The organism is Mesorhizobium sp. M0701, assembly GCF_040320365.1.
GTDB lineage: Bacteria > Pseudomonadota > Alphaproteobacteria > Rhizobiales > Rhizobiaceae > Mesorhizobium.
Genome location: NZ_JAMYPO010000023.1, coordinates 57,912 through 80,027 on the forward strand (window position 1 = coordinate 57,912; position 22,116 = coordinate 80,027).

Annotated in this window: 20 protein-coding genes; 12 read left to right on the plus strand and 8 right to left on the minus strand. The window is 62.8% G+C overall.

The annotated features are described in order from the left end of the window. The first annotated feature begins 248 nt into the window (after positions 1 to 248). Positions 249 to 647: a hypothetical protein gene (locus tag NKI24_RS21095; protein ID WP_352450971.1), complete on the plus strand. Its 399-nt coding sequence runs from the start codon at positions 249 to 251 to the stop codon at positions 645 to 647. On the opposite strand, the gene NKI24_RS21100 is transcribed toward NKI24_RS21095, so the two are convergent. Beyond that, positions 608 to 925 (minus strand): hypothetical protein, encoded by a 318-nt coding sequence (locus tag NKI24_RS21100; protein WP_352451027.1) that lies wholly within the window; start codon positions 923 to 925, stop codon positions 608 to 610. The genes NKI24_RS21095 and NKI24_RS21100 overlap by 40 nt on opposite strands. On the opposite strand from NKI24_RS21100, the gene NKI24_RS21105 reads away from it, so the two are divergent. Next, complete coding sequence (locus NKI24_RS21105; protein ID WP_352748000.1) at positions 822 to 1,121, plus strand: DUF6471 domain-containing protein; 300 nt, start codon at positions 822 to 824, stop codon at positions 1,119 to 1,121. The two genes, NKI24_RS21100 and NKI24_RS21105, sit on opposite strands and share 104 nt — an antisense overlap. 11 nt (positions 1,122 to 1,132) lie before the next feature. Here the strand turns inward: NKI24_RS21105 and NKI24_RS21110 are convergent, their stop codons facing one another. The 3 genes from NKI24_RS21110 to NKI24_RS21120 all read right to left on the minus strand — a co-directional run bounded on the left by NKI24_RS21110 (position 1,133) and on the right by NKI24_RS21120 (position 4,403). After that, a complete protein-coding gene (locus NKI24_RS21110) occupies positions 1,133 to 2,197 on the minus strand; it encodes a hypothetical protein (protein WP_352450973.1) in 1,065 nt (354 codons plus the stop codon). A gap of 264 nt (positions 2,198 to 2,461) precedes the next feature. Continuing rightward, a complete protein-coding gene (locus NKI24_RS21115) occupies positions 2,462 to 3,556 on the minus strand; it encodes an alkene reductase (RefSeq protein WP_352450974.1) in 1,095 nt (364 codons plus the stop codon). A 58-nt stretch (positions 3,557 to 3,614) separates the two neighbouring features. Then, positions 3,615 to 4,403, minus strand: coding sequence for an SDR family NAD(P)-dependent oxidoreductase (locus NKI24_RS21120; RefSeq protein WP_352450975.1), 789 nt, complete (start codon positions 4,401 to 4,403; stop codon positions 3,615 to 3,617). Positions 4,404 to 4,513: 110 nt separating this feature from the next. Here NKI24_RS21120 and NKI24_RS21125 point away from each other — a divergent pair, with 110 nt between their 5' ends. The 3 genes from NKI24_RS21125 to NKI24_RS21135 all read left to right on the plus strand — a co-directional run bounded on the left by NKI24_RS21125 (position 4,514) and on the right by NKI24_RS21135 (position 10,111). Beyond that, a complete protein-coding gene (locus NKI24_RS21125) occupies positions 4,514 to 5,077 on the plus strand; it encodes a TetR/AcrR family transcriptional regulator (protein ID WP_352451022.1) in 564 nt (187 codons plus the stop codon). Positions 5,078 to 5,804: 727 nt separating this feature from the next. Beyond that, positions 5,805 to 6,911 (plus strand): efflux RND transporter periplasmic adaptor subunit, encoded by a 1,107-nt coding sequence (locus tag NKI24_RS21130; RefSeq protein ID WP_051406143.1) that lies wholly within the window; start codon positions 5,805 to 5,807, stop codon positions 6,909 to 6,911. After that, the gene (locus tag NKI24_RS21135) at positions 6,908 to 10,111 is read left to right on the plus strand and encodes an efflux RND transporter permease subunit (RefSeq protein ID WP_352680296.1); all 3,204 of its coding nucleotides are present in this window, start codon (positions 6,908 to 6,910) and stop codon (positions 10,109 to 10,111) included. The genes NKI24_RS21130 and NKI24_RS21135 overlap by 4 nt, the downstream gene beginning before the upstream one ends. Before the next feature lie 412 nt (positions 10,112 to 10,523). On the opposite strand, the gene NKI24_RS21140 is transcribed toward NKI24_RS21135, so the two are convergent. After that, complete coding sequence (locus tag NKI24_RS21140; protein ID WP_352593740.1) at positions 10,524 to 11,165, minus strand: peroxiredoxin-like family protein; 642 nt, start codon at positions 11,163 to 11,165, stop codon at positions 10,524 to 10,526. 417 nt (positions 11,166 to 11,582) lie between these two features. On the opposite strand from NKI24_RS21140, the gene NKI24_RS21145 reads away from it, so the two are divergent. Next, positions 11,583 to 12,185, plus strand: a complete 603-nt coding sequence (locus NKI24_RS21145) for a cupin domain-containing protein (protein WP_352748006.1) — start codon at positions 11,583 to 11,585, stop codon at positions 12,183 to 12,185. A 65-nt stretch (positions 12,186 to 12,250) separates the two neighbouring features. On the opposite strand, the gene NKI24_RS21150 is transcribed toward NKI24_RS21145, so the two are convergent. Beyond that, positions 12,251 to 13,159 (minus strand): hydrogen peroxide-inducible genes activator, encoded by a 909-nt coding sequence (locus NKI24_RS21150; RefSeq protein WP_352748008.1) that lies wholly within the window; start codon positions 13,157 to 13,159, stop codon positions 12,251 to 12,253. 147 nt (positions 13,160 to 13,306) lie between these two features. On the opposite strand from NKI24_RS21150, the gene katG reads away from it, so the two are divergent. After that, a complete protein-coding gene (gene katG, locus NKI24_RS21155) occupies positions 13,307 to 15,505 on the plus strand; it encodes a catalase/peroxidase HPI (RefSeq protein WP_352748011.1) in 2,199 nt (732 codons plus the stop codon). A gap of 78 nt (positions 15,506 to 15,583) precedes the next feature. Here the strand turns inward: katG and NKI24_RS21160 are convergent, their stop codons facing one another. Further along, a complete protein-coding gene (locus tag NKI24_RS21160) occupies positions 15,584 to 16,261 on the minus strand; it encodes an MIP/aquaporin family protein (RefSeq protein ID WP_023677138.1) in 678 nt (225 codons plus the stop codon). A gap of 344 nt (positions 16,262 to 16,605) precedes the next feature. Here NKI24_RS21160 and NKI24_RS21165 point away from each other — a divergent pair, with 344 nt between their 5' ends. From NKI24_RS21165 to NKI24_RS21175, 3 genes are all read left to right on the plus strand, one after another. Further along, positions 16,606 to 17,895 (plus strand): RsmB/NOP family class I SAM-dependent RNA methyltransferase, encoded by a 1,290-nt coding sequence (locus tag NKI24_RS21165; RefSeq protein ID WP_352748014.1) that lies wholly within the window; start codon positions 16,606 to 16,608, stop codon positions 17,893 to 17,895. A 125-nt stretch (positions 17,896 to 18,020) separates the two neighbouring features. Next, the gene (locus NKI24_RS21170) at positions 18,021 to 18,479 is read left to right on the plus strand and encodes a PaaI family thioesterase (protein WP_023677140.1); all 459 of its coding nucleotides are present in this window, start codon (positions 18,021 to 18,023) and stop codon (positions 18,477 to 18,479) included. Positions 18,480 to 18,505: 26 nt separating this feature from the next. After that, positions 18,506 to 19,180, plus strand: a complete 675-nt coding sequence (locus NKI24_RS21175) for a 5'-methylthioadenosine/S-adenosylhomocysteine nucleosidase (protein WP_352450983.1) — start codon at positions 18,506 to 18,508, stop codon at positions 19,178 to 19,180. Here the strand turns inward: NKI24_RS21175 and NKI24_RS21180 are convergent. Beyond that, positions 19,152 to 19,478, minus strand: coding sequence for a hypothetical protein (locus tag NKI24_RS21180; protein WP_352457583.1), 327 nt, complete (start codon positions 19,476 to 19,478; stop codon positions 19,152 to 19,154). The two genes, NKI24_RS21175 and NKI24_RS21180, sit on opposite strands and share 29 nt — an antisense overlap. Positions 19,479 to 19,579: 101 nt before the next feature. Between NKI24_RS21180 and NKI24_RS21185 the strand changes: the two genes are divergently transcribed. Both NKI24_RS21185 and guaA read left to right on the plus strand, forming a co-directional pair. Then, positions 19,580 to 20,083 (plus strand): MarR family winged helix-turn-helix transcriptional regulator, encoded by a 504-nt coding sequence (locus NKI24_RS21185; RefSeq protein ID WP_352748016.1) that lies wholly within the window; start codon positions 19,580 to 19,582, stop codon positions 20,081 to 20,083. A gap of 55 nt (positions 20,084 to 20,138) precedes the next feature. Continuing rightward, entirely contained in the window at positions 20,139 to 21,701 is a 1,563-nt protein-coding gene (gene guaA / locus NKI24_RS21190) for a glutamine-hydrolyzing GMP synthase (protein WP_352748019.1), read from the plus strand. Positions 21,702 to 22,116: the final 415 nt, after the last annotated feature.

Sequence of the window (22,116 nt, forward strand, 5' to 3'; positions counted from 1 at the left end):
GAGGCGATGGTCGAGAGTTGGGGTGGTGACGGCAAAGACGGCTTGAGGGGCGGGCGCCAATTTGTCTCCTTTGCGCCATGGGCGGACGCTTAGTATCGAGGCCTTGAACGTCTCGATCGGGCCGATAGCGGACTTGCGGCTTGGAGGCTTGGAATGTGAGAAGCGGACGTTCAGGCGCCCGGTCTTATGTAGCAAAAGCACCAAGTTTTCCCTAGCCGCTACAAGCCCTGTAATCGATTGTTGCTGGCATGGGACAGCCACTCGTCATCTACTCATTGATCGCCAAGCGGGCGGAACTGTCGGGCCAGGTTCTCGATTTGGAGCGGCAGAAAGCCGCCTTGGAATACCAGCTAGGCCACATAGACGCTGCGCTGGCGATCTTCGGCTATGCCAAGCCGCCACGCGACATCAAACCCAAGGTCACGGCTGTCCGCCTGTTCAAGCGTAACGAACTGGCGCGGCTGTTGCGCAGGGACAGCGGAGAATGCACAAATCGCGAAATCGCCCTTCGGATCATGGCCGCGAAGGGATGGGATGCCGCCGACAGCGCGCTCGTGGCTAGGGTGACGGAGAGCGTCAAGGGCGCGAAGAAATGGGGGCGGCGGCATCAAATCACCGCCGCCGCATCCTCATCGCTGAGAGGCTGAAGGGTGTAAACGCCTTTCTTCCCTTGAACGGCGTGTATGGCCTCTTTCTGTACCATTCGATAAAGACGGTTGTTCATGACTGGCCGCTTCATAACCTCGCCGGTGCGCTTGTAGTATTCCATTATGATGCGATCCAACGAGGCAACACCGCCAGCATCCTCTATGATTGCGATAATGGTGAACTCCAAGCGGTCTGCGTCAGATACGCTCAGTTCGGCCAATAGTTCTTCGGGAAGATCCTTGACCTCCTCCCAAGTCAGATTTGAGACGAGGGCCAAGAACCTGTTGAAGGCGGAACTGAAACGACGGGGCTTCACCTACGCCCAGCTAGCCGAGAAGCTTGCGGCTATGGACATTCACGAAACGGAGCGTAACCTGAACAACAAGATCAGCAGGGGGGGATTCAGTGCGGCGTTCTTGCTACAATGCTTAGAGGCTATCGGCGCGTCATCCTTGCGAGTCTCGCAGGAATAGCCCTTTTATGCCTAGGTTACGCCGGATATCAGCAACTCAATCATACAGAGCTGCAAAGTTATCCCGATTATGAATATCAGCCAGCCAGAGACCGTGTCCCGCCGTTCGCGCGCGAAGAACCCCCTATAACTACCAAACCCTATCATCCCAATTGCAATGACCCAAAGAATGGGGATGATGCTGATCTCTGCGCGCAATGGGCGGCTGTGCAGGCCGTCGAGGAAAGCAACAGGCTTTCCCGAATATCGATTAGAATTACCGCGCTCGAATTCGCCGCTCTTGTTGTTAGCCTGATCTTCACCGGCTGGGCTGCTTTTGCCGCCCAAAGCGCAGCGGTTGCTGCCCATAAAGTCATAGAACACGAAGAGGCGGGGGCCGCCGCCGAAGCCGATAGGTTCAACAAACAGTTTGAAGAAGCCAAGCGGAGCGCCGATGCTGCCTTTGACGCAGTAGAGGTCGCCAGAGCCGCTAACGTCGCGTCTGTCAATGCTTCCAATGCCGCCAACGCGCTTGCCGTCCGTCAGTTTGAGTCCAGTTTCAAGCCATGGCTTAGCGTTAAAGCTGGTGGTCCATATATCGGAAACAACAATTCTCTGAGTCCGTTCGAAGAGGGTGAAGGTCCAAGGTGGACGCGTATACAAACGACAATTGAGGTTAAAAACATCGGGGAGATGCCGGCGATTATCACTGGCTTTTACATTGGAGTAGAGAATTCTACAGACATCCAGATTGGCGGCCATGGCCGTTCCGAAGGGTGGCATGAACTCGGCCGAGAGGAGTCGATTTTTCTGAATGAGAATTTCGGAAGTAGGGCCATAGACCCGTCCCTTGCCGCGATAGACCCGACCCTCGTCGAGGCTCATTGTGGCGGCTTCTATTTGACGGCCGAAAATAGAGACACCTTCTGGAGGGACTTCCCGCCCATTGTTGGCAGGATTGATTATGAAGACCCTCTTGGAAAGAAACGCCAGTTGGGGTTCGCCTTCCGTCCTCCCGTCGTATTTGCCGAAGCCCTGCTGCGATGGGGCGGCCAAGCCAAAAACTACGACAAAGAGATAGACTGATGTCCTAAACATCAGCCAAATCCTTTGGTGCTTTTGCTACATAAGACCGCAGGCGCCCCCCATGCATCGACGCGATCTGCGCCTGTAAAGCGAACGTACGACGTGCTACGAATCTCGCCTGGCTGGTCCTGGGCGGACCAGAGCAGCTAACGTCTATGCTATAGCCCTCCTGAATCCCTGGGTTTGGACACCAGTTCGAGCGGAGCGCCAGAGAGATGCCCTGAGGCGCTGCTGTCACGTGGGATGGCTGCCTCGCAGGCGCCGCCCTCCGATAGCTCATGGGCGGCTTGAGGCGGCGATCGCGGGATAGTCGGTATAGCCAGCGGAGCCGCCGCCATAGAGCGTCGCCGAGTTGAACTCCGTCAGCGGCGTGCGCGTCTTCAGCCGTTCCACAAGGTCGGGATTGGCGATGAACGGGCGCCCGAAGGCGAACAGATCCGCCTTGCCCTCGGCGAGCCGCGACGCCGCGAGTTCGAGGTCGTAGCCGTTATTGGCGATATAGGTATTGTTGAAGCGCCGGCGGAGCGATCCGAAGTCGAACGGCGCGACATCGCGCGATCCGCCCGTGGCGCCCTCGACGACATGGATATAGACGATGCCCAAAGCATCGAGTTGATCGACGATATAGTCGAACTGCGCCTGGGGGGCGCTGCTCGAGACGCCGTTGGCGGGCGAGACGGGCGAAATCCGGATGCCGGTGCGCTCTGCGCCGATCTCCTCGACCACCGCAGTCGCAACCTCCAGCATCAGCCGGGCGCGGTTCTCGACCGATCCGCCATAAGCATCCGTGCGGACATTGGCACCGTCCTTGGCGAACTGGTCCAGCAGATAGCCGTTGGCGCCATGAATCTCGACGCCATCGAAGCCGGCCTCAATGGCGTTCGCGGCTGCTTGCCGGAAATCGTTGACGATCCCCGCAAGCTCGTCGAGCGCCAGCGCGCGGGGCGCCGAAACCTCGACAAAGCCGTTGTTCACGAACGTCTTGGTCGCGGCCCGGATTGCCGAGGGCGCGACGGGCGCGGCGCCGTTCTCCTGCAGATCGACGTGCGAGACGCGGCCGACGTGCCAGAGCTGCAGGAAAATCCGCCCGTCCTTGGCGTGCACCGCGGTCGTGACCTTTCGCCAGCCGTCGATCTGAGCCTGAGAATAGATGCCGGGCGTGTCCTGGTAACCTTGTCCCTGCCGCGAGATCTGCGTGGCCTCGGAGATCAGCAGGCCGGCGGAGGCCCGCTGGCCGTAATACTCGGCGGCAAGATCGCCCGGAACGAAGCCCGGGCCAGCGCGATTGCGCGTGAGGGGCGCCATGACGATACGATTGGAGAGCGTCAGCGAGCCGAGAGAATAAGGCTCAAAAAGTGCTTTGTTGGTCATAGGTCACCTTGTTTGTCCCCGCCGCGACGAGGTCGTTATCAAATGGATTCGTTGGTGCTCAGGCGACCTTGCGGTACCGCTCGGCGGGATGTTCGTTCCGATAGTTCGGAAGCATGGCCTGGCGCGCGGCCTGAAGCGCGTCCCACTGCCCGGCATCGGGAAGCGGCGGGATGGTCACCGGTTCGCGGCGGTCGAAGCCGACCAGCGCCGCATCAACCAGATCGTCCACCTCCATCACGTTGGAAAGCGTGTTGATGTCGGCGCCGACGTGGTCCCAGATCTCGGTTCGCGTCGTGGCGGGCAGCACGGCCTGGACGTAGACACCCTTCGGCGCGAGCTCGAGGCTGAGCCCCTGCGACAGAAACAGCACGAAGGCTTTGGTTGCGCCGTAGACCGTCATGCCGAACTCCGGCGCCAGGCCGACCACGGAGCCGATGTTGACGATCGACCCTTCGCCAGCTTTCGCAAGACGTGGGGCCATGGCGCTGGCAAGCCGCAGAAGTGCGGTCGTGTTGAGCGCAACCAGCCGTGCGACGTCATCGGTACTCTGCTCGATGAAGCTTCCGCCGATGGCTGTTCCGGCATTGTTGACTAGAATCCCGATGCGGGCGTCATCGCGCAGCCTCGTCTCTACCGTTGCAAGCTCGGCAGGCTGCGTAAGATCAGCCTGGATGATGTCGATCGCAACGCCAGTTTCCTGACGGAGCCGGGCTCCCAGTGCCTCCATTCGTGCCACGTCACGGGCAACCAGCACGAGGTCGTGTCCGCGGCGGGCGAACCGTTCGGCATAGGAAGCTCCGATGCCCGTGGAGGCGCCGGTTATGAGGACTGATGGAATGGTGGTCATGGCATTGCTCTTTTCTCTGATGGAACCTATATTCATGACGATCATCATGATTGCGGCTAAATATGATGGGCATCATGTAAATGTCAACGGGGCCGACGGAGAATTTTGAAATGAAGGTCAGTCGAGAGCAGATGGCGGAGAACCGTCACCGGATATTGGATGCGGCCAGCCGGCTGTTTCGCGAGAAGGGGTTCGACGCGGTCAGCGTGGCGGAAGTGATGAAGGCCGCCGGGCTCACCCATGGCGGCTTCTATGGTCATTTCAGTTCGAAGGACGACCTGATCGCGCAGACCCTTGCCCACGTCCTCGCCGCGGACTCAGGCGGAGGGGGCGATCTTCGCGCTTATGTAGGTTCCTATCTTTCGCCCCGGCATCGCGACAACTGCGCCGGCGGTTGCCCGACGGCGGGCCTTGCCGCAGCCATCCGCCATCAGACCCCGGCTGCACGCTCGGCCATGACGGAAGGCCTACGATCGCAGATCGACCGTATCGGCAAGGCGCTCCCGGAGTTGGATCCGGCAGACAGACGCCGCGCGGCGATCGGAAGCTGGGCAGCGATGGTGGGGGCAGTAATCCTCGCCCGGGCGATCGACGATCCCGCGCTCTCGGATGAAGTGCTTGATCAGACGCGTGCCTGGGTCGATGCCGGGATCAGCCAAGTGTCTGCCAGCTAGGTGGTCTGCGGCAGGAGTGCTCTTGTCGAGAGCAATGCGGCTATCGGCGTTGGTTGGGTGGCTATCTTGCAGAATATCGCACCGCAGCGTGCAATCAGCGGGATTCGCGGACCAAGAGGGTTTCGAACTTCCCTGTTCAGACAACCATGCTGTCGCCCAATTTCCGCTAAACTGGCGAATGAAGCCGTTCAACGGCAGAACATCGAATGACCGCTCCTGGCGCAACTACGCCCTCAAGCGCGGTCGCCGGTGTTGTCCGCTGTAAGGCGGTGGCACAACTAACTTTAACGGCCGACCTTGGGGCGCGTTGCAGACCGGCAGCCTCGGGGCCGATAGCGGAATGGCGGCTTTAACGTTTAAAGAAGGATTGCGGACGTTCAGCCCGACGGGACCAAGGTCTGCTCCCGGGTCTAGCCGTCCCGTCTCAATAGCGTCCCGGACCGCCCGGTGGATCTGCGTTGCCAGTGGCGGGTGGCGGGGCAGCCACAGGGTGGACATTTCAGCCCATATGGAAAATGATCATGTTGCCATGCACAACACTGCAGTGCTCTGATCTCGACGAAAGCCTGAGCGTAGAAGCGGATCAACCGACCTCCGGGTCCAGCGAGCGAGGACGCAAATGGACACCCCAGAGAATGGGCAATTGCATCGCGACGCGGGCGGGCGACCCTGTCGATCGGCCGGCTGGCTTCCCCGCGCCGCCGTGTCGGCGGCATTCCTGCTCGGCATGGCTTTCAGCAGCACTGCGTTTGCGCAGGACCAGCAGCTACCCGTGGTGACAGCGGCCAAGCCGGTGGTCCGTGAAATCGTCGAAGACGACGAGTTCGTCGGGCGCTTCGAAGCCGTCGACCAGGTCGCCATCCGTTCGCGCGTCAGCGGCTATCTGGACAAGGTCAGCTTCCAGGACGGCGCACTGGTCAACAAGGGCGACCTGCTCTTCACCATCGACGAGCGTCCGTACCAGGCGGCTTATGATGCCGCCAAGTCGCAAGTGGACGTCGCCAAGAGTCTGCTCGAATTCTCCAAGATGCAGCTGGATCGCGCCGACGAACTCGCCAAGACCGGCAATATCTCAACCGCGACGGTCGACGACCGCCGGCGGGAATACCTTTCGGCGCAGGCGCAGATGCAGGGCGCGACGGCTGCGCTGACGACGGCCAGCCTGAACATGGAATTCACCGAGATCAAGGCGCCCTTGTCCGGCCGCATCGACCGCCGGCTGGTGTCGGTCGGCAACCTCGTGCAGCCGGATTCCACCTTGCTGACGACCATCGTTACGCGCGATCCGATCGACTTCTATTTCGACGTCGATGAGCGCCTGTATTTCAGCTATGCCCGCGACGCGAAGGAGCGCGGCGGCAGCATGCAGGAAGGCGCCGGCGGGCTCGAGGTGGTGGTTCGCGTCGCCGACCGCGCGGAGGCGGTATTCAAAGGCAAGCTGGATTTTGCCGAGAACCGGATCGACAACGCGACCGGCACCATGCGGGTACGTGCAAGGTTTCCCAACGCCGATGGCATTCTCCAGCCAGGCATGTTCGGGCGCATCAACGTGCCGGGGTCGCTGCCGCATAGCGGCGTGCTGGTGCCCGACGAGGCGATCGGCGCCGATCAGGATCGCCGCATCGTGTTCCTGGTGGATGAGGCCGGGATGGTGTCGGCGAAGCCCGTGCGCACCGGCCCGCTTCTCGACGGCTACCGGGTCATCCGCCAGGGCCTGACCGGCGACGAGACAATCATCGTCAAAGGGCTGATGCACGCCAGGCCGGGCACCAAGGTGAAGGTCGAGATGGTGACGTTGCCGCCCAAGGCCGAGACCGCCGAGTTGCAGCAATGAGGTTCGCACATTTCTTCGTCGACCGTCCGATCTTCGCATCGGTCGTTTCGATCGTCCTGCTGATCCTCGGCGGGATTGCTTATACCCAGCTGCCGGTCGCGCAATATCCCGAGATCGCGCCGCCGACCATCGTCGTTCGCGCGCAGTATCCGGGCGCCGACGCCGAGACGGTCGCAGCGACGGTGGCAACGCCGATCGAGCAGGAGATCAACGGCGTCGAGGGCATGCTCTACATGTCGTCCTATTCGTCGGGCGACGGGGCGATGGCGCTGACCATCACCTTCAAGCTGGGCACCGATCTCGACCAGGCTCAGGTGCTGGTGCAGAACCGCGTGTCGGTCGCCGAGCCGCGCCTGCCCGAAGAAGTCCGCCGCCTCGGCATCACCACCACCAAGAGCTCGCCCGACCTGATGATGGTCGTGCACATGCTGTCGCCCGACAATACCTACGACCAGCTCTACGTCTCGAACTACGCCCGCTCGCGGGTGCGCGACATACTGCTCAGACTAGACGGCGTCGGCGACCTCATCATCTTCGGCGAACGCGAATATTCGCTGCGCATCTGGCTCGATCCGGAAAAACTGTCCGCCCTGGGGATGACCTCGGGCGATGTGGTGCAGGCGCTGCGCGACCAGAACGTCCAGGTGTCGGGCGGCTCGATCGGCGCGCCGCCGACCAGCACCGGCACGGCGTTCCAGTACACGGTCACCACGCAAGGCCGCTTCAACGACGCACGCGACTTCCGATACGTGATCGTCAAATCGACCGACGACGGCCGCCTGATCTCGCTGCAGGACGTGGCGCGCATCGAGCTCGGCGCCAAGGATTACGTCACCAACTCCTATCTCAACGGCAAACCGGCGGTGGCGCTCGCCATCTTCCAGCGGCCGGGCACCAATGCGCTCGCCGCAGCCGCGGAGATCCAGGACAAGATGAAGGAGCTTTCCCGCGATTTCCCGAAGGGGTTGAGCTACGACATCGTCTATAATCCGACCGAGTTCGTCGCCGAGTCGATCCAGGAGGTCTACAAGACGATTCTCGAGGCGATGCTGCTGGTCATCATCGTCATCATCGTCTTCCTGCAATCGTGGCGCATGGCGATCGTGCCGATCGTGGCGATCCCCGTGTCGCTGATCGGCACGCTGGCGGTGCTTTACGCCGCCGGCTTCTCGCTCAACATGCTGACGCTGTTCGGCCTAGTTCTGGCGATCGGCATCGTCGTCGACGATGCGATCGTCGTGGTCGAAAACGTCGAGCGCAATATCGCCAGAGGGCTGGCGCCCAATCCGGCCTCGCACCTGACCATGGACGAAGTCGGAACGGCCGTCATCGCGATCTCGCTGGTGCTGATAGCCGTGTTCGTACCGACAGCCTTCATCCCCGGCATTTCTGGGCAGTTCTATCTGCAGTTTGCGATCACCATCGCGGTGTCGACGGCGATCTCGGCATTCAATTCGCTGACGCTTTCGCCGGCGCTGGCCGCACTGCTGTTCAAGCCGCATCACGCCGCGGCGGCGCCGCCGCGCTTTTTCCTGGCGCGGTTCGGACGGGCGCTCGCCGACGGCTTCAATCGCGGCTTCGACAGGGTCGCCCATTGGTATTCGAGCATCATCCGCGTGCTGGTCGGCTCGTGGATAACGATCGCCGCCATGCTGGCCGTTTTCGCGGCCCTCATCTACGCCACGGTCTACATGGTGCAGTCGGTGCCGCGCGGTTTCATTCCGTCGCTTGACCAGGGCTATGCGATCGTCGTCATCCAGTTGCCGGACGGCGCTTCGCTGTCGAGGACCGATGCGGTCATCCAGCAGGCGTCGCAGATCATCCAGAAAACGCCAGGCGTCGACTACGCAGTCGCCTTCGCCGGCTTCTCCGGCGCGACCTTCACCAACGCTAGCAACGCGGGCGTGATCTTCGCCAGGTTCAAGCCGTTTGACGAGCGACTGAAAGCCGGCCAGTCGGCGACCCAGGTCATCGGCAATCTGTTCGGCAGCCTGCAAAGCATCAAGGAAGCCTTCATTATCGCACTGCCGCCGCCGCCGATCCGCGGCGTCGGCAATGCCGGCGGCTTCAAGCTGCAAATCCAGGAGCGCAACAGCGCCGACATGCGGCAGATCCTGGCGCTTGCCAACGAAATCGCCGGCAAGGCCAACAAGACGCCGGGGCTGACGGGTGTGTTCACCACGTTCTCCGCGTCGAGCCCGCAATTCTTCCTGGCGATCGATCGCGACAAGGCGCGCATCCTGAACGTGCCGATCCCCAACATCTTCGAGGCGCTGTCGATCAATTTGGGTACCGCCTACGTCAACGACTTCAACGCTTTCGGGCGCGTCTACCAGGTGCGGGCGCAGGCCGACCAGGCGTTCCGTCTCGATCGCGCCGACATCTTGAAACTGAAGGTGCGCTCGGCGACCGGCGCGCTGGTTCCGCTCGGCACGTTGGTCGAGATCCGCGACGTCACCGGCCCGGCGCTGGTCCAGCGCTACAACATGTACGTTTCGGTGCCGCTGCAGGGCAACGCCGCGCCCGGCGTTTCCACGGGCGACGCGCTGGCATTGATGGAAGGGATCACGGCAAAGACGCTGCCGGCCGGTACCTCCTATGAATGGACCGAGCTCGCCTATCAAGAGCGCAACACCGGCAATGCCGCTGTCTATATCTTCGGACTGTCGGTGCTGTTCGTGTTCCTGGCGCTGGCGGCGCAATATGAAAGCTGGGTGCTGCCGTTCGCCATTGTGCTGGTGGTGCCGCTCGGCGTGCTCGCGGCGTTGCTCGGCGTGTCGCTCCGAGGGCTGGACAACAACATCCTCGTGCAGATCGGCCTCATCGTGCTAATCGGGCTTGCCGCCAAGAACGCGATCCTGATCGTCGAATTCGCGCGGCAGGCGCAGGAACGCGGCCTGTCGGCCGCCGAGGCTGCCGTCGAAGCCTGCCGGCTCAGGCTGCGGCCGATCCTGATGACCGCCTTCTCGTTCATCCTCGGCGTCGTGCCGCTGATGATCGCAACGGGCCCGGGCGCAGAAATGCGCCAGTCGCTCGGCACCGCGGTATTCTCCGGCATGCTCGGCGTCACCTTCGTCGGCCTGTTCCTGACGCCGGTGTTCTACGTCACGCTCAGGTCGCTGTTTTCACGGCGCAAGCCCCGTGCCGAGGCCGAGCCTTCGGGGCCGGCAGAGGCGCCATCGGAGACGGCCGCCGAGTAGGGTTACGAATTCGCCGCGTCGGGCGCGGCTTATCACTCCAGAAAATCGGCGCGACGCGGCAACGGCCACGATCTGCGCGACCTCGGCGTCGAGGTGCGGCGGAGACCCTGCTCGGTCTGATCCAGCCTAACAGCCGCATCCAGCTCAGTGAGACGACGCCGGGCGGCGAGGCCAATGCGATCTTCTATCTGGTCGACCGGGCGGGGCTTTGAGGGCGCAACCGCGACCTCCGGAGTCCTCGCTTGCGATGTCTGCTTTCAGGACGCGGAGAAGCTGATCTCTACGGCCGAGATCGGGCGCGAAGCGGTTATCCACGATCTTCAGGTTTTGACCCAGAACGGCCTTTCCCCGGTAGTGAGCGGGAAGGGCGCGGTCGTCGAGCGAGTTGTCAGCCGCCTATTTCCGCAGCCCATTAATGTGCAACTTGGGAAGCCGCTGACATCAATTCCTCCGGATTCGGCGCCTTGGGGGTATTGAGGCCAGCCTCCAGAACTTCAGTGAAGCTCCAGCGTACAATGCCGCCTCGGTCGATGAGAAACTGACCAACCAGCAGCTCCTTAGCGGAAGCCATCATTTGCTGATCGGCTTCCGTAATCTCATACCCCTCCTTCTTGTTGAGCAACTCGTTTATTGCGATGGGGTCCATAGGCTCGGGCAACTCACCCGGGAGATCGATACGGATCCCCATGACCTTGTCCATCCCGATCTCGCGCAAGCCGAAAGCACGGTGCGAGGCCCGCTCCGGGTCGGACGCGGCGAGAAGATCGGGTGTCGGATGGTAACGGAAATAGAGCCGTGCCCGCTCTACCGGCGTATTGACGACCGCCAGGCATTCGACGCCTTTCTCAGCCAGAGCCGGCTTGAGTTGCGCCATTGCCGCGACATTGCGCCGGCAGAACGCACAGTGCAGGCCTCGAAACAAGCCGATCAACAATGGGCTACGACCTCGAAAATCAGTGAGCGCGATTTTGCCTTCGCGGGAGATCGCATCGAGAATAATATTCGGCGCCCGGTCGCCCGGCTGCAGCGGGCGTTCGACATTACTCGTGGACATGGACAACCTCCTCGCCCCGGATAAGCACACCCAGCCATCCGGAGTTGAGTCCATGCTGGGCGACGCCAGGGCAAAAATTGCTTTCGACCTTTGCCATATTGCCGAGGTCGAGATTACGCGCGTTGCAGGTGCATCATAACACGAAAAAAGCCTCTGCGGGTCGCCCGTTTCGCGAGCTGTCGCGAGCGCTGTGGTAAACAGTGTATCGTCTCATCCGTGCCATGGGACGACACAGCTGCGGGACCGATTGGATCTTCACATGCTTGCGGTGTTCAAGTCTTGAAACTTGGGCGGCTTCGATGTGCCCGGACGTCAAATGCCGACCGCACAGATCGCAGATCTCTGCCCTCAGCGGAACCGAGCGCCGTGCAGCCGGTTAAACCGGCATGAAGCTCCCCACCAACCCAAGGCCACGCCATGAGCATTCTGCAAACCACGAAGAAAGCTGTCGAGCAGGTCACCGGTGCCGCCAAACCGGGCCGGCGAGAGGTCGCCGATCTCCTGAGGCCGCGCAAAGCGAATGCGTTTCGGTTTAGGGATGATGGCCTGGTGCCCAACCATCCGTTCTGGCCGCTTGTCGTCTATCGCGGCGCCGTGAAGCTGCCCGAGGAATTCGATCCGGCGGCGGTCATGGAGGCGCTTTTCGAAGCAAATGGCTGGGGCGATAGCTGGCGCAACGGCATCTACGATTACGTCCACTACCATTCGCGGATACACGAGGTGCTGGGCGTTGCGCGCGGCACGGCGAAGGTCCGCTTTGGCGGCAACAAGGGACGAACGCTGTCGCTGAAGGCCGGCGATGTCGCGGTTCTTCCGGCCGGCACCGGGCACCAGCGTCTTTCCGCATCCGACGACTTTTTGGTCGTCGGCGCCTATCCTCCATCCGGCACCTATGACCTGTGTACGACCGCCGCCGACCATGCCAAGGCAGTCATGACGATCCCCAGGGTCGGCCGTCCGCGCAAGGACCCTGTCTATGGAAGCAACGGCCCGTTGCTCGCAGCCTGGGAAAGGGACTGAAGCCGTTCCTTCGAAGGGGCTTGCGGGTTGGCTTCGGGGCTAAAACCGGATCCTTGACCGCCGCTCTACGCTGCCAGCACCGCCGCATCCAGCCCGCGAATGATCTTGGCCAGTTCGACGCATTCGTCGTGGCGAACCTTGTTGCGCCGCCAGGCGAGGCAGATCGTGCGCTGCGGCATCGGTTCCTGGAACGACACGATCTTCAAATCGGGGATAGTGCTGGCTGGCCCGGCCGCCATCTCGGGGATGAGCGTGACGCCGAGCCCATGCGCCACCATCTGCAGCAGCGTCGTCAGGCTGGTCGCGCCATAGCTTGCCATCGCCACCGGCCGCACGTTGCCGCAGACGGCGAGCGCCTGTTCGCGCAGGCAATGGCCTTCCTCGAGCAGCATCAGCCGCTCCAGTGCCGGGCTCTCCGGTGGCACCGGCGGCGAGGCGAAGGCGGGATCGCCGGCCGGCACGGCCAGGAAGAACCGGTCGGAGAAAAGTTCCTCGGTAACCAGGCCCGGGTAATCGAGGGGCAGCGCCGCGACGAAGGCGTCGAGCTTTCCCGAACTGGTGTCCTCGACCAGCGAGGCGGTCACGGCTTCGCGCAGTTCCAGCTGCAAGGCCGGGAAATGCTGTTTCAGCTCCGGCAGCACATGCGGCAAGAGATAGGGCGCCACCGTCGGGATGATGCCGAGCCGGAAGCGGCCTTCCAGCGCCGGGCGGCCGCGCCGGGCCGTCGCCTCGACGTCGCGGACGTCGGCAAGAATGCGCTCGATGCGCGGCAGCAGGGCCACGGCCTCGTCGGTCATCCGCACCACCTTGCCGCCGCGCTCGAACAGACGGCAATTCAGCCGCAGCTCCATCTCGGCGATCTGCGAAGACAGCGCCGGCTGGCTGACGCCGGCGAGTTTTGCGGCACGGCCGAAATGCAGCGTCTGCGCCAGCGCCTCGAAATAATGCATCTGCCGGACGGTCAAACCGATCATAAGGAAAACCTATCAGAATAAACAGCAAAGGCAATTTGTCTTTATCGGCTGGGCGGGCTAGTCTGGAACCATTCCAGGATGGCGCGGCCGCTGGCCCTGCCCGGAAAATCAACAAAATCCCGGACAATCAACAAATCGGAGGCAAAGATGGACGCGAAAACCGACGACAACAGCGCCGGCAAATGCCCGGTCCCACATGGATCGGCCAGCAGGACCAACCGCGACTGGTGGCCAAACCAGCTCGACCTTGGCGTCCTCCACCAGCAGTCCAGCCTCTCGGACCCGATGGACGAGGACTTCGACTACGCCAAGGAGTTCAAGAGCCTCGATCTCGATGCGGTGATCAGGGATCTGCACCAGGTGATGACCGATTCGCAGGATTGGTGGCCGGCCGATTTCGGCCATTACGGCCCGCTCTTCATCCGCATGGCCTGGCACAGCGCCGGTACCTATCGCATCGGCGACGGCCGTGGTGGCGCCGGCGCCGGCCAGCAGCGTTTCGCGCCGCTCAACAGCTGGCCGGACAATGCCAATCTCGACAAGGCGCGCCGGCTGCTGTGGCCGGTCAAGCAGAAATACGGCAGGAAGATCTCCTGGGCCGACCTGTTGATCCTCACCGGCAACGTCGCGCTGGAATCGATGGGCTTCAAGACCTTCGGCTTCGCCGGCGGCCGCGCCGATGTCTGGGAGCCCGAGCAGGACGTCGACTGGGGGTCGGAAACCAAGTGGCTCGCCGACGAGCGCTATTCCGGCGACCGCGAACTTCAGGGCCATCTCGGCGCCGTGCAGATGGGGCTGATTTACGTCAACCCGGAAGGGCCGAACGGCACGCCCGATCCATTGGCCGCGGCGCGCGATATCCGCGAAACCTTCGCCCGCATGGCCATGAATGATGAGGAAACCGTGGCGCTCATCGCCGGCGGCCATACCTTCGGCAAGACCCATGGCGCCGGCGATGCATCGCTGGTCGGCCCGGAGCCGGAAGGCGCCGGCATCGAGGCGCAGGGCCTCGGCTGGTCGAGCAAGCATGCCACCGGCATTGCTGGCGACGCCATCACCTCGGGCCTCGAGGTGACCTGGACCACGACGCCGACCAAATGGAGCAACAACTTCTTCGACAATCTGCTCAACTACGAATGGGAGCTGACCAAGAGCCCGGCCGGCGCCCATCAGTGGACGCCGAAGGGCGGCACCGGTGCAGGCACCGTGCCGGACGCGCACGATCCCTCGAAGCGCCGCGCGCCGGCGATGCTGACCACCGACCTCGCGCTGCGCGTCGACCCGGCCTACGAAAAGATCTCGCGGCGGTTCCATCAGAATCCTGATCAGTTCGCCGATGTCTTCGCCCGCGCCTGGTTCAAGCTGACCCATCGCGACATGGGTCCGGCCGTCCGCTATCTCGGCCCGCTCGTGCCGAAGGAAGAGCTGATCTGGCAGGACCCGATACCGGCAATCGACCACGAGCTGGTCAGCGAACAGGACATCGCCTCGCTGAAGGCGAAGATCCTGGCCTCCGGCCTGTCCGTCTCAGAACTGGTCTCGACCGCCTGGGCCTCGGCCTCGACTTTCCGCGGCTCCGACAAGCGCGGCGGCGCCAACGGCGCCCGCATCCGCCTGGCGCCGCAGAAGGATTGGGAGGTCAACCAGCCGGCGCAGCTGGCCAAGGTGCTCGAGACACTCGAAGGCATCCAGAAGGGCTTCAATAGCTCGCAGTCCGGGGACAAGAAGGTCTCGCTTGCCGACCTGATCGTTCTCGGCGGCGTCGCCGCGGTCGAGAAGGCGGCCAAGGACGGCGGCCATGACGTGCAGGTGCCGTTCACGCCCGGCCGCATGGACGCCTCGCAGGAACAGACCGATATCCAGTCCTTCGCCGCGCTCGAGCCGAAAGTCGATGGCTTCCGCAATTATGTCAGGGGCAAGCAGCCGATGTCGGTCGAGGCGATGCTGGTCGACCGCGCGCAGCTGCTGACCTTGACGGCGCCGGAGATGACGGTGCTCGTCGGCGGGTTGCGGGTGCTCGGCGCCAACACTGGCCAGTCGAAGCACGGCGTGTTCACCGACAGGCCGGGCACGTTGACCAACGATTTCTTCGTCAACCTGCTCTCCATGAACACGATCTGGGATCCGGCCGCCGGCTCCGATGAAGTCTACGAGGCGCGCGACCGCAAGACCAGGGCAGTCAAGTGGACCGGCACCCGCGCCGACCTGATCTTCGGCTCGCACGCGCAACTGCGGGCGCTGGCCGAGGTCTACGGCTCGGCCGACGCCGGGCGGAAGTTCGTCAGGGACTTCGTCGCGGCCTGGACCAAGGTGATGAACGCCGACCGTTTTGACCTCGCGGCCTGATCCGAGCATACGAATTCTCGACGCAACAAAAAAGGGCGCGGGCCTCGACCCGCGCCTTTTCCATGAAGCCTTCGAAAGTCAGTCTTTCTCGAAGATACCGGCCTTGGCGACCACGCCGGCAATGGCGCCGCCGATCAGCGGCGCGACGATGAACAGCCACAGCTGGCCGATCGCCGCAGTTCCCGAAAACAGCGCCGGTCCGATCGAACGGGCCGGGTTGAGCGATGTGCCGGTCACCGGAATGATGGCGAAGTGCAGTCCGGCCAGCGTCAGGCCGATGACCAGGCCGGCGAAGGCCGTCGTGTGCTTGGCGTTGGTGACGCCGAGGATCACCGTGACGAAGGTGAAGGTTCCGATCAGCTCCCACAGGAAGGCCGAGCTGACGCCCCATTTCGTCACGTCCCAGCCATTGGCGCCGAAGCCGCCGGTGTGGCCGCCGACCTGTCCGGAGACGATGATCCACAGCGCCAGCGACGCGATGATGGCGCCGATGACCTGCGCGATCCAATAGGGAATGACGTCCCTGGCCGGCATCCGCCCGGCGAGGAACACACCGAGCGTCACCGCCGGATTGAGGTGCGCGCCCGAAATCGGGCCGATCGCATAGGCCGCCGCGATCAGGCCGATGCCGAACGCCAGACCGATACCTTCCTGGCCGAGCGGCAGCGCGCCGCCGAAGCCGCCCGTCACCACCGAAGCCGTGCCGATGAACACCAATAGAAACGTGCCTAGAACTTCCGCCAGATAAGTTTTCATTGCCCTCTCCTCGTATCGACCCGCGGCTCCGCTTTTTCTGCGACGCGAATCACCGCGCAAAGAGTATTCGCAACCGGAAAACTTGCAAAGCAGAGCAGTTTCGCAAGCCGCTATGCTTGTGAGCGCCGGACACGAACATTAGAAACGTATAATATATTGATCAAATTGTTTCGTTCCGCATGCCGACGCCCGCTTGGTGGCGGCGGCTCGCGATGCACCAACCCACATTCGTCACCCCTTGCATGGATCGTCTCGCCGTCGGCGAAACAGAACTGTTTCAATCAGGGCACGAAAAGCTCTAAGAGCAGGGCCGGAATTAATTTGCTGAGTAATGGAAGACGACAATGAGACTGGGCGGGCGGCTGGCGGCAGCCATCGAAGTGCTTGACGACATTGGCCGGCGCCACCGTCCGGTGGCCGATGCGCTGAAGGACTGGGGCCTGTCGCACCGCTTCGCCGGCGGCGGCGACCGCGCCGCAATCGGCAACATCGTCTATGACGCGCTGCGCCGCAAGCGTTCCGCCGGCTGGCTCTTGGGCGAAGACACGCCGCGCGCCATCGGCTTCGGCGCGCTGCTGCTCGAATGGGGCCAGACGGCGCAGTCGCTGAACGAGGCGCTCGAGGGCGACAAGTTCGCGCCGCCGCTGCTTACCGCCGACGAATTGAAAACGCTCGGCGGTCGCCGGCTTGCCGATGCGCCGCCGGCCGTCAGGGCAGACATCCCCGACTGGTGCATGCCGCTGTTCGAACGGGCGTTCGGCACGGCCTGGGTGGAAGAGGGTGCCGCTCTTGGCACTCGCCCGCCGCTCGACCTCAGAGTCAACACGCTGAAGGCCGAGCGCGGCAAGGTGCTGGCGGAATTGGCGGAGACCGGCGCCAAGCCTGCCCGGATCGCGCCGCACGGCATCCGCATCCCCCCGATCGAGGGCGATGGCAGGCACCCGAACGTGCAGGCCGAACCGGCCTTCCAGAAAGGCTGGTTCGAGGTTCAGGACGAAGGCTCGCAGATTGCGGCCGAACTGGCCGGCGCCGAACCTGGAATGCAGGTGCTCGATTTTTGCGCCGGCGCCGGCGGCAAGACGCTGGCGCTGTCCGCGGCGATGGACAATCGCGGCCAGATCTTCGCCCACGACGCCGAGAAGGCCAGGCTGGCGCCGATCTTCGACCGCATCCGCCGCTCGGAAAACCGCAATGTGCAGATCGTCACCAAGCCGGCCGAACTGGCGCCGCTCGGCAAGCACATGGATATCGTCGTGATCGATGCGCCGTGCACCGGCAGCGGCACCTGGCGGCGCCGGCCGGATGCTAAATGGCGGTTGACGCAAAGACAGCTCGACGCCCGCAAGGGCGAGCAGGAGACGATCCTCGATGCCGCCAGGGACTTCGTCAAACCCGGCGGCCTGCTGGTTTACATCACCTGTTCGGTGTTCGACGAGGAGAATGGCGACCAGGTTTCGGCGTTCCGGGACCGCCATCCCGATTTTGTCCCGGTCGATCACCGCCAGCTTTGGGACAGCCGTTTTGCGGGCCGCGAAGCGGCAATGCGCATTGGCGCTGCGGGCGGCATTTCGCTGTCGCCATTGCTGAGCGGCACCGACGGCTTTTACTTCTGCGCGCTGCGGCGGGCCGGCTGAATCGTTGCCATCGATATAGGGCTAAGCCGAATGCTGCAGTGCAGCATTTGCGATTGCCTGCCGCCCACCCCTCTGCGATAAATGCCTTTGCAATAAGATTTGCCGAGAAACAAAGGGCGACGGCCATGGCAGCAAAGATCGTTCCTGCTCCCGATTATGAGGACCGCGTGAGGACGTCCTTCGCGCGCCAGAACGCGATGATGACCATTGGCGCCGAGCTGACGCTGGTGACGCCCGGCATCATCGAGATCGAAATGCCCTATTCTGCGGCATTGACGCAGCAGCATGGCTTTCTCCATGCCGGCGTCATTTCGACGGCTCTCGACTCGGCCTGCGGCTATGCGGCATTCTCGCTGATGCCCGAAAATTCCGGCGTGCTGACCATCGAGTTCAAGGTCAATCTGCTGGCGCCGGGCAGGGGCGAGCGCTTCCTGTTCCGCGGCTCGGTGACCAAGCCTGGCCGCACCATCATCGTCGCCGACGGCCAGGCCTATGCGTTCGCCGTCGATGGCGAGGCCAAGCTGATTGCCACAATGACCGGAACGATGATGACAGTGCTCGGCCGCGACGGTATCGAGGGCTGAGGAGCGGGTAGGGAGGATGGACGATCATGGCCGGCAAGACACCTGGTGAGCTCACCCCGATCTCCGGCAGATCCGTTCTCTTCGTCATGGCGGCCGAGGCCGAATACGGTCCACACCTGCAGCGGCTGTTCACGCCGCTGATGACCGGCGTCGGACCGGTCGAGGCCGGTATCGGGCTCGGCGCCGAACTATCCCGGCTGCATGCCGGGATGGCGCTGCCGGATCTCGTCGTGTCGCTCGGGTCGGCGGGCAGCCGGACGCTGGAGCAGACGGAAATCTACCAGGCCGTTTCAGTCGCCTACCGCGACATGGACGCCTCGCCCCTTGGGTTCGAGAAGGGCGCCACGCCGTTCCTCGATCTGCCTGTCAGCGTGCCGCTGCCGTTCAGGATACCAGGCATCAGGCCGGCGGCGCTGTCGACCGGGGCGGCAATCGTCACCGGCGCCGCCTACGACGCGATCGCCGCCGACATGGTCGATATGGAGACCTTCGCCTGCCTGCGCGCCTGCCAGCTGTTCGACGTGCCGCTTATCGGCCTGCGCGGCATTTCCGACGGGGCAGCTGATCTGAGGCATGTCGGCGACTGGACCGAATATCTGCACGTCATCGACGAGAAGCTGGCCGCGGCGGTTCAGCTGCTGGAACAGGCGATCGCCTCCGGCGCAATCGACTTCAAGCTTGTTGGGGCGGCAGGTTCTTAGCGTTGCCGAACAGCACGCCGATCATCCTGAAGCGAACGGCGTTGTCGCGATTGATGTAAGTGACTGACCCGGGCTCGTGATCGAGGGTCCAGCGTCCGGTCGCGCCGGTGTCCCAGTCGGCGACATAACCGTCATCGAGCATCCGCCAGCGCCCGCTTCGCGCCTCGCCATCGTCGAGCAGCATGTGCGCGGCACCCTCGCTTTCAAAATAGACGTAAGCCTCCTTGCCGTTTCGTTCCAACACATGGGTCATGCCCGGAATGAGCATTGCAAGGGTTTCCTTCTGAAGTGCTGCCATGATTTCCTCCTGAATTGAAGTCGCCGATTGTCTTGACCGGCATCGCCAATTAGAGTGAACTAGTAGTCAAGACGCTTGACTATGTATCGGGCGAGAAGAATTTGGTCAAGGACCTTGACGAAAAACCTGAAGCGCTGCCGGATCACATAGGTTGGCGGCTGTGGCAGGCGAGCCGCGCCTGGCAGACCGAGTTCGCCGCCGCGATGCGCGCTGCCGGCCATCACTGGTTCACCGAAGCGCGTGCCGGCCTGCTTGGACACATCCCGCGCGGCGGCATGCGCCAGTCGGCGCTGATCGAGCGCTCGGCGATCTCAAAGCAGGCGATTCAGCAATTACTCGATGGCCTGGAGACGGAAGGTGTGTTGCAGCGTCTGCCCGATCCGCAAGACGGTCGCGGCAAGCTTGTGCGCTACACCCGCAAGGGCCTGGACGCCCTGCGCGATGGCGACCGCATCAAGCTGCAGATCGAACGGAGCTATGTTGCCCGCCTTGGTCACGAGCGTTTCGCGGCGCTGATGGGCGCCTTGCGGTCACTCGATACAACGCAAACTGATGCATTGGACAAAGCCTCTGGCGTTCAGGACGACACACCGGAATCGAAGTGAAAGCGCGACCTCACAACCCATTGCGCCGACTCGTTTCTTTCTCTAAACGCTCGCCATGAAAACAGCCAATCATCCCGACACCGTCCTGATTGTCGATTTCGGCAGCCAGTTCACCCAGCTGATCGCCCGCCGCATCCGCGAGGCCGGCGTCTTTTCCGAGATCGTGCCCTTCCAGTCGGCCGAGGCGGCGTTCAAGCGCATCAATCCGAGGGCGGTGATCCTGTCCGGCGGCCCGGCCTCGACCGGCGACATCGGCAGCCCGCGCGCGCCGCAGATCGTCTTCGATGCCGGCGTGCCGGTGCTCGGCATCTGCTATGGCCAGATGGCGATGTGCGTGCAGATGGGCGGCGTCGCCGAAAGCTCCGACCACCGCGAATTCGGCCGCGCCTTCGTCGAGATCGCCAAGGACAGCCCGTTGTTCGAGGGCCTGTGGGCGCCCGGCCAGCGCCATCAGGTGTGGATGAGCCATGGCGATCGGGTCATCTCCCTGCCCAAGGGGTTCGAGGTGCTCGGAAAATCGGAGGGCTCGCCCTTCGCCATCTTCGGCAATGTCGAGCGCAAAATGTACGGCCTCATGTTCCACCCCGAAGTGGTGCATACGCCGGACGGCGCCAGGCTGCTCCGCAACTTCGTCCACAACATCGCCGGCATCGAAGGCGACTGGACGATGCGCGCCTACCGCGAGCACGCGGTCGAGACGATCCGCAAGCAGGTCGGCAAGGGCAAGGTGATCTGCGCGCTGTCGGGCGGCGTCGATTCCTCGGTCGCGGCCTTGCTGATCCACGAGGCGGTCGGCGACCAGCTGACCTGCATCCTTGTCGACCACGGTCTGATGCGCAAGGACGAGGCATCAGGCGTGGTGGAGATGTTTCGCCAGCATTACAATCTGCCGCTGATCCTGGTCGACGCTGCGGACCGTTTCATCGGCGCGCTCGAGGGCGAGTCGGACCCCGAGAAGAAGCGCAAGACCATCGGGCGGCTGTTCATCGAAGTGTTCGAGGAGGAGGCCGAGAAGCTCGGCGGCGCCGATTTCCTGGCACAAGGCACCCTCTATCCCGACGTCATCGAAAGCGTCTCTTTCAGCGGCGGCCCGTCGGTGACCATCAAGTCGCATCACAATGTCGGCGGCTTGCCCGAACGCATGAACATGCAGCTGGTCGAGCCGCTGCGCGAATTGTTCAAGGACGAGGTGAGGGCGCTCGGCAAGGAGCTCGGCCTGCCCGACAGCTTCATTGGCCGGCATCCGTTCCCCGGTCCCGGTCTCGCCATCCGCTGTCCGGGCGGCATCACCCGCGAAAAGCTGGAGATCCTGCGCGAGGCCGACGCCATCTATCTCGACGAGATCCGCAAGGCCGGCCTCTACGACGCCATCTGGCAGGCCTTCGCCGTGCTGCTGCCGGTGCAGACCGTCGGCGTGATGGGCGACGGCCGCACCTACGAATTCGTCTGCGCGCTGCGAGCCGTCACCTCGGTCGACGGCATGACGGCCGACTTCTACCATTACGACATGGAATTCCTGGGAGCAGCCGCCACCCGCATCATCAACGAGGTACGCGGCATCAACCGCGTCGTCTACGACGTGACGAGCAAACCGCCAGGCACCATCGAGTGGGAGTGAGGGAAACGGCGATGATAGGCGGCCCTAGCGTAGTATTTCGCAGAAAATACAATGATTTGCGGGCAGGGCAGACTGCTAGCCAGGGCACATTATCAATGGAATTGACAAATCTATCAAGTCATTGAAATCGTTAAGTTTATCGGAGCGCCTGGCGCGGCTCGCAGCTTGTAGCAGATCACTCTGACGGTACTTTTGACGGTGTTTTTCGTATCCGACAGAGCATTCTAAAAAGTACCGTCATTCGTTTTTAGGGTTTGACGGTACTTTTTCTGTGTGTCAACGCTTTGAAATATATAACGAAAATGCCCCGTAGCATGACATTTCCGCGCTGACGGTACTTTAGTTATCGACATACATAGTTTCAGCTTTGGCTGCGGTACCGATCGATGTTCCGGACCCGATCGCATATCGTCGG

Bases quoted from the DNA above. Each gene is read 5' to 3' on its own strand.
- NKI24_RS21095 (WP_352450971.1), top strand. From the start codon at position 249: ATGGGACAGCCACTCGTCATCTACTCATTGATCGCCAAGCGGGCGGAA.
- NKI24_RS21105 (WP_352748000.1), top strand. From the start codon at position 822: ATGGTGAACTCCAAGCGGTCTGCGTCAGATACGCTCAGTTCGGCCAAT.
- NKI24_RS21110 (WP_352450973.1), bottom strand. From the start codon at position 2,197: ATGTTTAGGACATCAGTCTATCTCTTTGTCGTAGTTTTTGGCTTGGCC.
- NKI24_RS21115 (WP_352450974.1), bottom strand. From the start codon at position 3,556: ATGACCAACAAAGCACTTTTTGAGCCTTATTCTCTCGGCTCGCTGACG.
- NKI24_RS21120 (WP_352450975.1), bottom strand. From the start codon at position 4,403: ATGACCACCATTCCATCAGTCCTCATAACCGGCGCCTCCACGGGCATC.
- NKI24_RS21125 (WP_352451022.1), top strand. From the start codon at position 4,514: ATGAAGGTCAGTCGAGAGCAGATGGCGGAGAACCGTCACCGGATATTG.
- NKI24_RS21130 (WP_051406143.1), top strand. From the start codon at position 5,805: ATGGCTTTCAGCAGCACTGCGTTTGCGCAGGACCAGCAGCTACCCGTG.
- NKI24_RS21135 (WP_352680296.1), top strand. From the start codon at position 6,908: ATGAGGTTCGCACATTTCTTCGTCGACCGTCCGATCTTCGCATCGGTC.
- NKI24_RS21140 (WP_352593740.1), bottom strand. From the start codon at position 11,165: ATGTCCACGAGTAATGTCGAACGCCCGCTGCAGCCGGGCGACCGGGCG.
- NKI24_RS21145 (WP_352748006.1), top strand. From the start codon at position 11,583: ATGAGCATTCTGCAAACCACGAAGAAAGCTGTCGAGCAGGTCACCGGT.
- NKI24_RS21150 (WP_352748008.1), bottom strand. From the start codon at position 13,159: ATGATCGGTTTGACCGTCCGGCAGATGCATTATTTCGAGGCGCTGGCG.
- katG (WP_352748011.1), top strand. From the start codon at position 13,307: ATGGACGCGAAAACCGACGACAACAGCGCCGGCAAATGCCCGGTCCCA.
- NKI24_RS21160 (WP_023677138.1), bottom strand. From the start codon at position 16,261: ATGAAAACTTATCTGGCGGAAGTTCTAGGCACGTTTCTATTGGTGTTC.
- NKI24_RS21165 (WP_352748014.1), top strand. From the start codon at position 16,606: ATGAGACTGGGCGGGCGGCTGGCGGCAGCCATCGAAGTGCTTGACGAC.
- NKI24_RS21170 (WP_023677140.1), top strand. From the start codon at position 18,021: ATGGCAGCAAAGATCGTTCCTGCTCCCGATTATGAGGACCGCGTGAGG.
- NKI24_RS21175 (WP_352450983.1), top strand. From the start codon at position 18,506: ATGGCCGGCAAGACACCTGGTGAGCTCACCCCGATCTCCGGCAGATCC.
- NKI24_RS21180 (WP_352457583.1), bottom strand. From the start codon at position 19,478: ATGGCAGCACTTCAGAAGGAAACCCTTGCAATGCTCATTCCGGGCATG.
- guaA (WP_352748019.1), top strand. From the start codon at position 20,139: ATGAAAACAGCCAATCATCCCGACACCGTCCTGATTGTCGATTTCGGC.